Origin of the sequence: Haloferax marinum (genome assembly GCF_009674625.1) — an archaeon.
In the GTDB taxonomy this organism is placed as follows: domain Archaea; phylum Halobacteriota; class Halobacteria; order Halobacteriales; family Haloferacaceae; genus Haloferax; species Haloferax marinum.
This window is the reverse complement of the sequence record NZ_WKJQ01000001.1, coordinates 964980-977397: the sequence shown is the minus strand read 5'-3', so window position 1 is coordinate 977397 and position 12418 is coordinate 964980. Positions and strand designations below refer to the sequence as shown.

The following is a 12418-nucleotide window of genomic DNA, read 5'->3' as shown; positions in this document are numbered from 1 at the left end:
CCTCGAACGTCTAACGCCGCCTGGGACTATTCTGCGACGAACGAATGTGCGGAGCGAATAGTCTGACCGGATTCGAATCAGGGAGCGAACGAAGTGAGCGACCGAGGTTCGAATCCACCGGACGAATCCGGTATAAGTTCTCCAGTGTGCGGTCGTGACTCAGTAATCCAACAGCTAAGTGGTAATTCGCGAGTAATGATAATACCGCTGGCTGCGAATGAGTAACGCATGCTATTCAGAATAACCGGAGAGAGTAGTGTCGAACCGGTTCCGGCACAGAAACTCGCCGGACTCGGAATACTGGAGCGACAGGACCTCCAAGAGTGGGTCGTCGAGGAGCCACAAATCTTGGGTGAGGAGTTGTTGATAGTCACCTCCGAGTACGCAGGATTCGAGAACACGCTCGACCGGTTAGACGTACTCGCACTCGACCGAGACGGAAAACTGGTCGTCGTCGAACTGAAGCGAGACCGTGCAGATGCGACCACCGACCTTCAGGCGCTGAAGTACGCGAGTTTCTGCTCGAACCTGACAGCCGAAGACGTTCAACAGTTGTACCAGGAATTCCACAGTAAGAACGAAGCGACCCTCTCACCCGAAGAAGTCGGAAATCGATTCGCCAACTTCGTCGACACCGACGAACGGATTCCGGTAGATGAGACGGGCTGGGCGACGTTCGAACTCGACAACCGGCCCCGAGTAGTGCTGGCCGCTGGCGACTTCGGGACCGAAATCACCTCGCCGGTGCTCTGGCTCAATCAAGAGTACGGCCTCGACATCTCGTGTGTTCGACTCCAAGCGTACGAACACGATGGTGGCTATCTCGTGCAAGGACAGCGAATCATCCCCGTTCCAGAGGCCGAAGAGTACATGACAAAACGCAGGAAGAAACAGGATACCCAGAGTACGAACCGGCGCCCTCCGACGTTCAACCTGCTATTCGAACGCGGTGTGCTCCGAGAAGGCGACGAACTCCTGTTCAACGAGGCGATGTTCGGCGAAGACTGGGCACCCGCGGGTGCCGACGAGCGGTGGGACCCAGAAGCCGACCTGTGGCGGGCCGTCGTGACGGGGAAACCCGGTCTCAGTAACAACGTCAGCTGGTGTTACGACGACGAGGAGTACTCGTTTACTGGGCTTACGCGAGCGATTCTACTGGAGATTTCTGGCGGTGACGACCCCTACTTTAGCAATGCGTTCTGGTACTGGACCCATCCCGAGTTCGACTACCAAAACCTCTCGGACCTCCGTGATGCGCAGGTGACAGCGTCCGACAGAAAAAGTGAACACACGAACTGATTTACTCCGGTTCTCCTGTCAGCGGCATCTTCCCGAACTGGGGTCGAACGACGCCAACAGAGACGAATTCGGGGATGTACTCTCCATCCCACCACTTTTTACCACCACAGTATGACAGATGTACAAGGTGTCGTTCCCCCATCCACTCGCTGCAGTTCGCCATCTTGGATTCGTACTCCACTACGCGCTCGTTCGTGCGAACTATCGGGGGAGAGTCTTCGCGACGAAGAAGAACGTCGGCCAGGCGTCGTTCCGAAGTTACGAACTGTACAACCGACACGGGAACGACGTCCTCCTCGAAGCGCTGTTGTTGTATCTCCACGACGGCGACGTGGTCGTCGACGTAGGCGCGAACACGGGGACGTACACGCTCGCGGCGGCGGCCAAAGCGCCGGCAGTCTCTGTCGTCGCCATCGAACCGAACACACAGGTCGCAGCCCAGTTACGGGCGAACGTCGCAGTCAACGGGTTCGAACCGCGTGTCGACGTACTCGAGTGCGGACTCGGTGACAGAGACGAGACGTGTTCGTTCCACGTGTCGAGTTACGACGAGTTAGGTTCGTTCTCGCCCGCACACGCGAGTGCGTGGTCGGCACGCGTGGTCGATACCGAAGAGGTCCAGATGCGGTGTCTCGATACACTCGTCGAAGCAGGCCAGGTACCACCGCCGGACCATCTCAAAATCGACGTCGAAGGGTACGGTGTGAACGTCCTCCGCGGTGCAGAATCGGTCCTCGAAGAGCATCGACCGAAGGTGTATTTCGAGCTTCACGAGGCGAGAGGCGGGCACGACGAGTCGGAGGCGAAAGACCTGCTGCGTCGACATGGCTACGACCTGGTTCCAGTTCGGGATGGGTTGGTCTGCGAACCGAACCCGTGACCGTCTGTTGGTGCCGAAGACCCGTGGGTACAGTGCTTACCCGAAGTAGAACGCGTCGCGTCAGACTCGTGGGTACAGTGCTCACCCGAGGTAGAACGCGTCAGACCCGTGGTCGTCGCGCCACGCGAACGCAAAGAGTCGTCGTGTGGGCACACGCGCGACCGACCGGCCGTCTGTCGCCTCGCCGGTCGCCCCATCCCACGTCGTCCCGTCGGCACGGAAGGTTCGTCCATCTCCGACCGGTTCGAACGCCAATCCAGGGTTCGAGAAGGCGTGGATGCCGGCGTCTGTCGTGAACACGGCGACCGATTCGTCGCCCACGTCGATGGTGACGACGCCGCCAGCGGACTCGACGACGGAGAGGGGAACGCCGACCGAGTCGCCGTCCAATTCGAGGCCGAGGACGACCGATTTCGGTCCGACTCCGCCGAGCGAGTCGTCCCAGTCACGGCCGCCGGTCCCACGATGGGCACCGAGACCGTAGCCGTCTGTCTCGAAGTATCGTTCGTAGGGTTCGATATCGTAGTCGATTGGCTCGGGGTCGTCTCCCTCGCCTGCCGCCTCGCTCGCGCCGCCGGGGGGTGCCATGACGCGGCCGTCGGGTGACGCCTCGGAGAACGCACGCCACGTCGTCACGGCGGCAGGAAGCACGGATAGTTCGCTCCCGGCGAGTTCGCCCGCGATACACGCACCGAGCGATTGTTTCCACTCTGATTCGGTCTCACGGTCGTACATCACCAGGTCGTCGTCGGCGAGCTTTCCGGACACGCCGAATTCGAGAGGGTGGCCGTCTACTCGTCGGTCGTAGACGACGGCACTCCCGCAGAGCGGACACCACGTCACGGCCACGGGAACGCCGTCGACCACGTCGTTGACGATTTCGTGGTACTGCAGGTACCGAATCGGGTAGGCGCGTGTCTCGTCGCCGACCGTGAGCGAGATGACCTCGTCGTCGGCTCGCCCGTCGTACGAGTCGACAAACTCGGGGTCCTCGACGCTCGGGATGGCGTCTCTGGGGATGACCTGGCGGACGTTCATTCGAGTACGAAGTCGACGCGCTCGTGAGAAGAACCCTGTGTCGTGCGGCCGGTGACCACGACCGAACCAATCTCACCGGTGGACTGGACGTGCGTCCCAGCACAGGCAGTTCGGTCGAACGGGTCGTCTTCGTCACCGATTTCGACGATTCTCACCTCACGAATCGAGTCAGGCAGGAGGTCGAGTCGCGTTCGCTCTGCGTCGAGTGTCGCCTCTGCGTCGTCCCTGTCGAGTGTGTACCACCGAACCGGGAGGTCGGACGCGACCAGGTCGTTCAAGCGAGATTCGATGGTCTGTAGGTCGTCGTCGTCGAACCGTTCGTAGGCGCAGTCGAGGTGTGCGTGGTCGGCGTAGAGTTGGTTCCCGGTCGTCTCGGCGTCGAACTCGTCGAGGAGGACCGCAGACAGCAGGTGTTGGGCCGTGTGGTAGCGCATGTGTGCGCGTCGGCGGTCGGCGTCGATTCGCCCGGTCACCGTCGTCCCCGGTTCGGGCGCGTCACCGGCGACGACGTGTTCGATTCGGTCTCGTTTCTGGACCTCCCTGACGGTCCACGTCGTATCTGCTGTCGAAAGCGTCCCTGTGTCGTGTGGTTGCCCGCCGCCAGTCGGATAGAAGTACGTCTGGTCGAGGACGACTCTATCGGTGCCACGGACCGATTCGACCGTCGCCTCGAACGTGAGACGTGTCGCATCGTCGAGATAGCGTGCCTCAGTCATGTGGTGTGCGAGGGGAGGCACCGAGTTAGGTGTAGTCATCCCGAAATCGGGGGCCACGAAGGGGTGTCAGAACCTCCCACTGCCGGCCGTGAGACGCGCCGAGTTCGGGCGACGCCGGCGTTTTAGAGACTACCCCTGTCGTAACGCCTAAGAGTGGAACGGTCCTCATTCTGTGTAATGAGAACACGTAATCGCCAACTCCCACAGGGGTGGTACTGTGGGCGTTGAAATCAAAGAAGGGGCAGTCTCCGACGCCGAGTTCGAGGACATGAAGCGGTTCGTCTCGGACTATCTCTCTGCGAGCGTCGAGAACGAAGACGACGGTGGTCGGATGCGGTGGTACCCGTGGCACTCTGCGGAGTACCGCTTCAACCACATTCTCAACGTCGTCTCACTCTCGACCGACATCGCAGAACACGAGGGTGCAGACGTCGACGTCGTCCGAGTCGCGTCTCTCTTCCACGACATCTCGAAACTCGAAGCAGAACAGGAGATTCACGCCGAAGAGGGCGCTCGCGTCGCACGAGAGTTCCTCGGTACGCACGGCGACTACCCCGACTCGTTCGTCGAACAGGTGTGTCAGGTCGTCGCCGACCACTCCTATCAGGGGCCGCTCGACGACGTCTCACTCGAGACGCGATGTCTCATCGAGGCGGACATCCTCGACAAAATCGGGGCCAACGGAACGGCACTCATGCTCTTGCGGATGGGCTACGAGGCCCGGACGCACATGGACGCCGCCGAGATGGTCGAACGCGTCTTCGAACGCGGCCGCGACGCGTCACGGCGACTCGAAAGCGACAGAGCAGAGAGTATCGCACACCAGCGACTCAAGCGCGTCAAGTGGTTCCGCGAGTGGTTAGAAGACGAGGTCCCCGAGATGGACCACGACACCACCTTCCAGTAAGCGACTCGTAGACGCCGTCACACCAGTTTTCGGCGGCCTCTTTACCTACTGCTTTCCGAGCGGTACGTTCGAAGTCGCACCTGGAGCGCCACGCAGCTAGTCTTGCGACCCGGTTCAGAGCGTGTCGAGAATCGAGAGGACTCGTTGTTCGGCCTCTCGTCCGGGGTCGTGTTCCGACCCATCTCGGTCGCTCTCGCGGTGGTCTTCGACCGACCGACGCATCGCCTCTTCGACTGGCGTCGACTCCCACCCGAGGTCGGCCAACTTCGCCGTCGAGAGGACGTGTGGGTAGTCGCGGTAGAGTACGAAGTCAGACGGTTCGAGACCCGACGCGGCGAGTTCGCGCTCGCCGGCGTGGACGACTTCGACGTCGGTCCCGGCGGCGTCGGCGATGACGTCGACCATCTCTTCGAGCGTCACGAGTCGGCGGTCACCGACGTTGTACGACTCGCCCGCCTCGCCTTCTTCTGCGACGATACGCATCGCGCTCGCCACGTCTTCGACGTAGGCGCGGTGCCAGATGTTCGTGCCGTCGCCGGGGACGACGATGCGGTCGTAGTTCAGCACGCGGTCTATCCAGTAGTCGAGTCGTTCCGTGTAGTCGTGGGGGCCGTAGACGATACACGGGCGGACGGACATCGCGTTGATACCGCGAGACGCCGCCTCGAAGACGACGCGGTCTCCCTCGGCTTTTCGTGGGCCATAACTGTCGTGTGAGTCGTCGGTCGCCTGTTCGTCGGAACAGTCGCGGAGTTCGGTGACCCCCTCACGCTTCGGAATCTCTTCTGTCTCGTAGGCGTCCCCACTCGAGATGTAGACGTAGGCGTCGACGTCGGTGAAGGTGTCCACAGCGGTCGCGACCTCGCGCGGCTTGTACGCGACGCAGTCGAAGACGGCGTCGGGTTCGACGGTGAGTTTCGCCGTTCGAAGCGCCTCGTCGTCGGTCCGGTCGCCCTGAACGTGCTGGACGCGCGGGTCGTCGGCGAATGGGTTGTCGTGATTCCCGCGGTTGAAGATGGTCACGTCGTAGTCGTTTTCGAGGAGGTCCGAGACGAGGTGGCGGCCGATGAACCGTGTGCCGCCGATGACGAGCGCGTTGTCCATGTCTCGGCCGACGGGACGCGCGGTGAAAAGCGTGGGCGAATCGGTCGGACACCCCTACTCGTCCGAGGACGACGCCGTCGTCGAACCACTCTCGCGAACGAGTCGAAAAACGTTCAGAACAGTGTGTCGCTCAGTCGTCGCTCGTCGTCGCCGCACCGACGTTGTCGGCGCTGGCTCCGGCGATGACGCCTGCTTTGGGTGGCAGTTTGGAGCGAACGTCCTGTTTGGGGTCTTCGGCGATAATCTCGGCGTAGGCCTCGGGCATCACCTTCACGAAGTCCGAGAGCGCGTGTTGCCAGTCGTCCAGGAGTTCTGCTGCGCGGTCGGAGTCGGTGTACTCGAGGTGGTTCTGGACGAGACGCGTGAGCATCGCAGCGTCTGCTTCGCCCAGACTGTCTTCGAGCGTCACCATGCCGGTGTTGGTCTTCGCGGCGAGTTCGTCGTCCGGGTCGTAGACGTAGGCCACTCCGCCGGACATCCCTGCGGCGAAGTTTCGACCCGTGTCACCGAGGACGGCGACGACGCCGCCGGTCATGTACTCACAACCGTGGTCACCGACGCCTTCGACGACTGCTTTCACGCCGGAGTTGCGGACGGCGAACCGTTCGCCTGCGAGGCCGTTGATGTAGGCCTCACCCTGCGTCGCACCGTAGAGCGCGACGTTGCCGATGAGGATGTTCTCGGCGGCGGCGTAGTTGGCTTCGGCGGGCGTCTGGACGACGACACGGCCGCCGGAGAGTCCTTTCCCGACGTAGTCGTTCGCGGCACCGTTGAGTCGCATCGTGACGCCGTCGGCGAGGAAGCCACCGAACGTCTGGCCGGCGATGCCGGAGAACTCACAGCGGATGGTGTCGTCCGGCAGGCCGTCGACGCCGTACTCGTTGGAGATGCGGTTCGAGAGCATCGCACCGACGGCACGGTCCACGTTCGAGAGTTCTCGGTGGATGACGACCGGCTCTCGGTTCTCGATGGCTCCGCTGGCCTCGTCGATGAGTTTGTGGTCGACGTGGGTGTCGACGTCTGCGTGGACCTGGTCTTCGGTCTTCCGACGGGCACCCGACTCGGGTTCGGCGAGGACTGCCGAGAGGTCGAGGTGCTTCGCCTTCTCGTGGTCCGTCTCGATCTGCCGGAGGAGCGACGGCCGGCCAATCATCTCGTCGAGCGAGGTGAAGCCGAGTTCGGCCATGATTTCGCGGAGTTCCTCCGCGATGAACGTCATGTAGTTGATGACGTGGTCGGGTTCGCCGGGGAACCGGTTACGAAGGTTCTCGTCTTGGGTTGCGACGCCGACGGGGCAGGTGTTATCCTGACACTGCCGGGCCATGACGCAGCCCGAGGTGACGAGTGGGGCGGTCCCGAAGACGTACTCTTCGCCGCCGAGGAGGGCGGCAATCGCGACGTCGCGGCCGGTCTTCATGCCGCCGTCGACCGAGACACGGATGCGAGAGCGGAGTCCAGTCGCACGGAGCATCTGGTTCGCTTCGGCGAGGCCGAGTTCCCACGGCAGACCCGCGTTCTTGATAGACGTCTTTGGTGACGCACCGGTGCCGCCGTCGTGACCCGAGATGTGGACGACGTCGGCTTTCGCCTTCGAGACACCTGCGGCGATAGTGCCGATGCCTGCCTCCGAGACGAGTTTGACGTTGATGTCCGCGTCGGGGTTAGCAGACTTCAGGTCGAAGATGAGTTGCTTCAGGTCTTCGATGGAGTAGATGTCGTGCAGCGGTGGTGGCGAGATGAGGCCGACACCCGGCGTCGCATAGCGGACGTGGGCGATCATCTCGTTTACTTTCTTGCCGGGGAGGTGACCACCCTCACCGGGCTTCGACCCCTGTGCCATCTTGATTTGAATCTCGTCTGCCGACGAGAGGTACTGGGAGGTGACGCCGAAGCGGCCGGACGCGACCTGCTTGACGTTACACTCCTTTTCGGTGCCGAAGCGTTCCGGCGGTTCGCCACCTTCGCCGGAGTTGGACTTCCCGCCGATGCGGTTCATCGCGATGGAGTTGTTCTCGTGGGCTTCCGGCGAGAGACTGCCGAGTGACATCGCGGCAGTCGAGAAGCGTTTGACGATGGATTCGACGGATTCGACCTCGTCGATGTCGACGGGTTCGCGGTCGGGTGCGAACTCGAGGAGTCCGCGGAGCGTCAGCAGGCCTTCGGACTGGTCGTTGACCAGTTCGGCGAACTCTTTGTACTTGCCGTAGTCGCCAGCGCGGACGGCCTGTTGGAGCGTCCCCACGGTCTGGGGGTTCCACCCGTGACGGATGCCGGACGACCTGTTTTCGAACTCACCTTGGCGTTCGAGTTTGGGGTCTCCACCGAACGCGGCGGTGTGTCGCGTCAGTAGGTCGGTCTCGATGACGTCGAGGCCGATACCTTCGGTGCGAATCTCGGTGCCTTCGAAGTACTCGGCGACGAAGTCTGAACTGAGGCCGACCGCTTCGAAGATTTGGGCACCGCGGTAGCTTTCGACCGTCGAGATGCCCATCTTTGCCATCGTCTTGAGGAGGCCGTCTTCGAGGGCGTGGATGTACGCCTCGATTGCGGCCGCTTCGTCGGCACCGTCGGGTCCAGCGACGATGTCGCCGATGGTCTGGTAGGCGAGGTACGGGTTCACCGCGCCCGCGCCGTAGCCGACGAGCGTCGCGAGGTGGTGGACCTCGCGGGGGTCGCCTGACTCGACGACGAGGCCAGCACGGTTCCGCAGGCCGTTGCGGACGAGACTGTGGTGGACCGCGCCCGTGGCGAGGAGACTCGGAATCGCGACGCGGTCGGGGCCGACGTTGCGGTCGGAGAGGACGACGATGTCTGCGCCGGACTCGATAGCCGTGGACGCTTCCTCGCGGACCGCTTCGATGGCCTCACGGAGGTCCTCACCGCGTTCGTAGGTAATGTCGACGACGGTGCTGCGCATGTCGTCGTCCATCTCCTTGATGGCGGCCGTCTGGGCGTCCGTGAGAACAGGTGAGTCGAGGACGAGTTGTCGTGCGTGGTCTTCGGACTCGTCTAAGAGGTTGCGCTGGAACCCCAGTCGAGACTCCAGACTCGTCACCAGTTTCTCGCGGATGTAGTCGATTGGCGGGTTCGACACCTGCGCGAACAGTTGCTTGAAGTAGGTGAACAGTGGCCGGTTGAAGTCCGACAGCACCGAAATCGGCGTGTCGTCACCCATCGACCCGACGGGGTCTTTCCCGTCGCGGGCCATCGGCTCTATCATGTGGTTGAGTTGGTCGTGGGTGTAGCCGAACGACGCCTGCGTGGCGCGGAGTTCTTTGATGTTCCCGCGGGCGTTCGTGTCGGTGTGGTCGGCGATTTCGTCGAGGTGGCGCTGTTGGTCGCTGACCCACTCGCCGTACTTGTCGTCGGTGAGCGAGTCGAACACTTCGGCGTCGGGGATGACGCGGCCTTCCTCGGGGTCGGCCATGAAGATTTCACCGGGGCGAAGGCGGCCACGCGTCTCCAGTTCTGCGGGGTCGGTGTCGAGTGCGCCGACTTCGCTGGCGACGATGAGACGGCCGTCGGTGGTCACTTCGTATCGGCACGGACGCAGGCCGTTTCGGTCGAGGACGGCAGCGATACGGTCGCCGTCGGTTGCCGCGACGAGCGCGGGGCCGTCCCACGGTTCGACCAGTGAGGCGTGGAAGTCGTACCAGTCACGGCGCGACTGGTCCATCGCGTCGTCGTTGCGGTACGCTTCGGGGATGAGCATCCGCAGGACGTGCGGGAGTTCACGGCCGCTCTTGAGGAGGAGTTCGACAACGTTGTCGACGCTCGCGGTGTCGGACTGGTCGGCCTTCGTAATCGGCTTGAGCGTCTCGATGTCGCCACCGAACGCCTCGTGTTGGAGGTCCGTCTCGCGGGCGCGCATCCAGTTGACGTTGCCACGGATGGTGTTTATCTCGCCGTTGTGGATGACCTGTCGGTACGGGTGGGCGAGGTGCCACGCGCCCAGCGTGTTGGTCGAGAAGCGAGCATGAACGAGCGCGAGTTCCGTCTCGAACCGTTCGTCTTGGAGGTCGGGGTAGTACGCAGGGAGTTGCTCGGCAGTGAGCAGACCCTTGTAGACGAGGGTCTTGCGGTCCAGCGAGCAGACGTAGAACCGTCCTGCGCCGGCGAGAGCGAGTGATTCGACGGCTTTCTCGGCGGCACGGCGACCGAGGTAGAGCGCTCGGTCGAACTCGTCTTCGTCCATCTCGGCTGTGGGTTCGACGAGCATCTGCCAGACGTCGGGTTCTGATTCCAGTGCGGTCGCACCGAGTCCAGAGTTGTCCGTCGGGACGTCACGCCAGTGGAAGACGGAGAGGCCGTGGTCTTCGAGCGACTCTTCGACAACCGCCGAGACACGTTTCCGAACGTCTTCGTCGGTTGGCATGAAGACGGACCCGGCCGCGTACAGGTCGGGCACGTCACCTTCGACGATTGCTTCGAAGAACGCGTCCGGTCGCTGGAAGAGGATGCCTGCGCCGTCTCCGGTGTTCTCTTCGGCGCCAGTGGTGCCGCGATGTTCGAGATTTTCGAGGAGTTCGAGACTGTCAGCGACGACTCGGTGCGAGGAGCCGTTTTCGAGGTCTACGACGGCCCCTACGCCGCAGTTCGAGCGCTCGTCGGTGGGGTCAGCCAACCCGGTACGAGCAGAGGGTGCGTCTATGTGTGGCTTGGTCATACCTATGTAAATTCACTACCTCCATAAGCACCTTTTCCTGAAACCATAAGGGTGTTACAATATCATATAAGGATGTATCGAGTGTTGGTATATCCACTAAACACCTTTCGACGGTTGCCGAAGGATATTATTAACCGTGTAGAACCGCGCTACTGTCTGTTCAGTAGGATTTCGCGAAGTAGGCGGTTTCTTCTGCGGACTCGCCACAGACGGCACAGTCTTCGCCGTCGTGGATTTCGCTCTCCTCGTCGTCGAGGGGAACCATGACGATCTCCGCTGCGATCTGTTCTTTTATCTCCTCTTCACAGGACTCCTCGCCACACCACGGTGCTTTCACGTAGCCACCGTGCTGGCCGATGGTGCCGAGAATCTCGTTGCGCGAGGACGCCTCACGGACGTTCGCTTCGAGGTTCTCTTCGGCGGCGGCGTAGAGTTTCGCGTACACTTCGTCGAACTGGTCGAAGATGGCCTCTGCGATGTTCTCGCGGTCGAGTTCGACCTGCTCGCCGTCGGGTCGGTGGACGACGGTGACGACGTCGTCGTCGACTTCGTTGGGGCCGATTTCGAAGCGGACGGGGACGCCCTTGAGTTCCCACTCGTTGAATTTGAACCCAGGGTTGCGCTCGTCGCGGTCGTCGAGTTCGACGCGGACGCCGGCGTCTTCGAGTTCTTCGGCGATGTCTTCGGCGTAGTCGAGGACCTTCTCCTGCGTGTCGGCCTGCCAGATGGGGACGATGACGACCTGTTCGGGTGCGACCGTCGGGGGTAAGACGAGCCCCTGGTCGTCCGAGTGGGTCATGATGAGCGCCCCGAGCGAGCGCCACGACAGCCCCCACGAGGTGGTGTGGGCGGGTTCTTCGTCCTCGTCTTCGGTCGTGTAGGTGAGGTCGAACGCTTCGGCGAAGGAGGTCCCAAGGTGGTGGGAGGTCCCTGCCTGCACCGACTTGCCGTCGGGCATGAGCGCCTCCACCGTCGTCGTCGTGTGTGCGCCGGGGAACTTGTCGTGTTCGGGTTTCGCGCCGCGGAGGACCGGAATCGCCAGCAGGTCCTCGTAGACCGACTCGTACTGGCGGAGGCGAGTCATCGTCTCTTCCCAGGCGTCGTCGTGGGTCGCGTGCGCGGTGTGGCCCTCCTGCCAGAGGAACTCCTTCGTCCGGAAGAACGGCTTGGTCTCGGTCGCCTCCCAGCGAACGACAGAGGCCCACTGGTTGACGCGCAGGGGGAGGTCACGGTGACTGCGGACCCACTGCGCCATGTACGGTGCGATGATGGACTCGGAGGTTGGCCGGACGGCGAGGCGCTCTTCTAATTCGTCGTGGCCTGCGTGTGTGACCCACGCGACTTCGGGGTCGAAGCCTTCGACGATGTCCTTCTCGCGTTCGAGGTAGCTCTCGGGGATGAAAAGCGGGAAGTAGGCGTTCTGGACGCCGGTGTCTTTGAACAGGCCGTCGAGGTAGTTCTGGATGGATTCCCAGAGGGCGTACGCACGCGGACGCGTGACGATGAATCCGCTCATTCCCTCGGGGCCGTAGTTCGCGAGGCCAGCCTTCTGGACGACTTCGGCGTACCACTCGCCCGTGTTGTACTGTTTCGACTCGGTGATTCCGAGTTCCTGCTCGTCGCTCATTGCCCATCGGTAGCCGTAGCGAACCCTTAAACGCCCCGAAGGGGGTCGGAGACTGGCACTGCCGGTGAGACACCGATTCTTGTCTCTCACATCACCAATTTTTCTCGAGAATCAGCCGTTGATGAATACACCTAGCTACATATTCCCCGAAACCGTACCTGCGAACTGGTGGACGGTGTGT

At 62.3% G+C, this 12418-nt stretch carries 8 protein-coding genes; 3 read left to right on the top strand and 5 right to left on the bottom strand.

Annotation, left to right across the window (positions count from 1 at the left end; all coding sequences use genetic code 11):
- Nucleotides 1–228 precede the first annotated feature (228 nt).
- Nucleotides 229–1299, top strand: coding sequence for an endonuclease NucS domain-containing protein (locus GJR99_RS04945; RefSeq protein WP_151109856.1), 1071 nt, complete (start codon nucleotides 229–231; stop codon nucleotides 1297–1299).
- A 118-nt stretch (nucleotides 1300–1417) separates the two neighbouring features.
- On the top strand, nucleotides 1418–2179 hold the full coding sequence (locus GJR99_RS04940) for an FkbM family methyltransferase (protein ID WP_151109854.1): 762 nt from the start codon (nucleotides 1418–1420) through the stop codon (nucleotides 2177–2179).
- A gap of 81 nt (nucleotides 2180–2260) precedes the next feature.
- On the opposite strand, the gene GJR99_RS04935 is transcribed toward GJR99_RS04940, so the two are convergent.
- Nucleotides 2261–3217, bottom strand: coding sequence for a DUF3179 domain-containing protein (locus tag GJR99_RS04935; protein ID WP_151109852.1), 957 nt, complete (start codon nucleotides 3215–3217; stop codon nucleotides 2261–2263).
- Nucleotides 3214–3933 (bottom strand): alanyl-tRNA editing protein, encoded by a 720-nt coding sequence (locus GJR99_RS04930; RefSeq protein ID WP_151109850.1) that lies wholly within the window; start codon nucleotides 3931–3933, stop codon nucleotides 3214–3216. Before GJR99_RS04930 ends, GJR99_RS04935 begins: the two co-directional genes overlap by 4 nt.
- Nucleotides 3934–4150: 217 nt before the next feature.
- Between GJR99_RS04930 and GJR99_RS04925 the strand changes: the two genes are divergently transcribed.
- Entirely contained in the window at nucleotides 4151–4840 is a 690-nt protein-coding gene (locus GJR99_RS04925; RefSeq protein ID WP_151109848.1) for an HD domain-containing protein, read from the top strand.
- Nucleotides 4841–4954: 114 nt separating this feature from the next.
- On the opposite strand, the gene GJR99_RS04920 is transcribed toward GJR99_RS04925, so the two are convergent.
- The 3 genes from GJR99_RS04920 to proS all read right to left on the bottom strand — a co-directional run bounded on the left by GJR99_RS04920 (nucleotide 4955) and on the right by proS (nucleotide 12237).
- The gene (locus tag GJR99_RS04920) at nucleotides 4955–5944 is read right to left on the bottom strand and encodes an NAD-dependent epimerase/dehydratase family protein (protein WP_151109846.1); all 990 of its coding nucleotides are present in this window, start codon (nucleotides 5942–5944) and stop codon (nucleotides 4955–4957) included.
- 130 nt (nucleotides 5945–6074) lie between these two features.
- Entirely contained in the window at nucleotides 6075–10610 is a 4536-nt protein-coding gene (gene gltB, locus GJR99_RS04915) for a glutamate synthase large subunit (protein ID WP_151109844.1), read from the bottom strand.
- Between the two features lie 160 nt (nucleotides 10611–10770).
- Nucleotides 10771–12237, bottom strand: a complete 1467-nt coding sequence (gene proS / locus GJR99_RS04910) for a proline--tRNA ligase (RefSeq protein WP_151109842.1) — start codon at nucleotides 12235–12237, stop codon at nucleotides 10771–10773.
- Between the last annotated feature and the right edge of the window lie 181 nt (nucleotides 12238–12418).

What these genes read in the sequence shown, in the direction of transcription:
- GJR99_RS04940 (WP_151109854.1), top strand. Translation starts at nt 1,418, where the DNA reads ATGTACAAGGTGTCGTTCCCCCATCCACTCGCTGCAGTTCGCCATCTT.
- GJR99_RS04945 (WP_151109856.1), top strand. Translation starts at nt 229, where the DNA reads ATGCTATTCAGAATAACCGGAGAGAGTAGTGTCGAACCGGTTCCGGCA.
- GJR99_RS04930 (WP_151109850.1), bottom strand. Translation starts at nt 3,933, where the DNA reads ATGACTGAGGCACGCTATCTCGACGATGCGACACGTCTCACGTTCGAG.
- gltB (WP_151109844.1), bottom strand. Translation starts at nt 10,610, where the DNA reads ATGACCAAGCCACACATAGACGCACCCTCTGCTCGTACCGGGTTGGCT.
- GJR99_RS04920 (WP_151109846.1), bottom strand. Translation starts at nt 5,944, where the DNA reads ATGGACAACGCGCTCGTCATCGGCGGCACACGGTTCATCGGCCGCCAC.
- proS (WP_151109842.1), bottom strand. Translation starts at nt 12,237, where the DNA reads ATGAGCGACGAGCAGGAACTCGGAATCACCGAGTCGAAACAGTACAAC.
- GJR99_RS04935 (WP_151109852.1), bottom strand. Translation starts at nt 3,217, where the DNA reads ATGAACGTCCGCCAGGTCATCCCCAGAGACGCCATCCCGAGCGTCGAG.